1 protein-coding gene and 1 pseudogene are annotated in these 729 nt (G+C 52.4%); one reads left to right on the forward strand and one right to left on the reverse strand.

Going from position 1 to position 729, the window contains the following annotated elements:
• Positions 1 to 318: DEAD/DEAH box helicase (locus tag AYC59_RS08485; protein ID WP_156445435.1), on the reverse strand; the 318-nt coding region annotated here is incomplete at its 3' end.
• Positions 319 to 424: 106 nt separating this feature from the next.
• Between AYC59_RS08485 and AYC59_RS08490 the strand changes: the two are divergent.
• Positions 425 to 622, forward strand: a pseudogene (locus AYC59_RS08490) (NADAR family protein); the annotation flags it as partial.
• Between the last annotated feature and the right edge of the window lie 107 nt (positions 623 to 729).

The following is a 729-nucleotide window of genomic DNA, read 5'->3' on the forward strand; positions in this document are numbered from 1 at the left end:
ATCGGGAATGATCTTTTTCAGCAGCGGCAAATCTTTGCTATAGATCTGATCCTGCAACGCCACGTTAGCGGTACTCACCACCAGCGTTTTTTGCTCTTCGCGGGCAATGGCGATGCCGGGGATCAAATAGGAGAGCGTTTTCCCAACGCCGGTGGGGGCTTCAATCGCCAGATGCCGCCCTTCTTCTCCGGCCAGTGTTTTGGCGACATCCGCAATCATCTGCCGCTGCGGCGCACGGGGAATAAAGTCGGGGATCTGTTCCTGAAGCGCCTTATACCAGGCGGCAATTTGCGCTTTAAGCGCGGCGGTTAATGCCATGAGAAAACCTGAAATACTGTATAAACAGCCAATATTGTGGCATTTTTCGGTTTTCAGGGGTAATGGTTTTTCTGTTTCTGGAAAGCGGCTCGCAATAACCAGCAGGATGATGCGTAAAGCGCTTCGCGCTAAATTCGAACAACATGCAGAACTGCGTACACTCTTGCTGGCAACCGCGTCCGCAAAACTGGTTGAGCATACGCAAAATGATGCTTACTGGGGAGATGGCGGTAATGGTCAGGGCAAGAATCGCCTGGGGTACCTTTTAATGGCGTTGCGCGGACAATTGGCTGCGGAGAAGTAACGCATCGGGTGGCTTGTGGGCGTTAAAACAGAGAAATCTTTTTGCCGCGCTCGCAAATGGCTGACAAGTGCTTGTTGTGAAATGCCGGATGCGGCGCGAGCGCCTTA

The organism is Pseudostreptobacillus hongkongensis (assembly GCF_001559795.1).
Lineage (GTDB): Bacteria > Fusobacteriota > Fusobacteriia > Fusobacteriales > Leptotrichiaceae > Pseudostreptobacillus > Pseudostreptobacillus hongkongensis.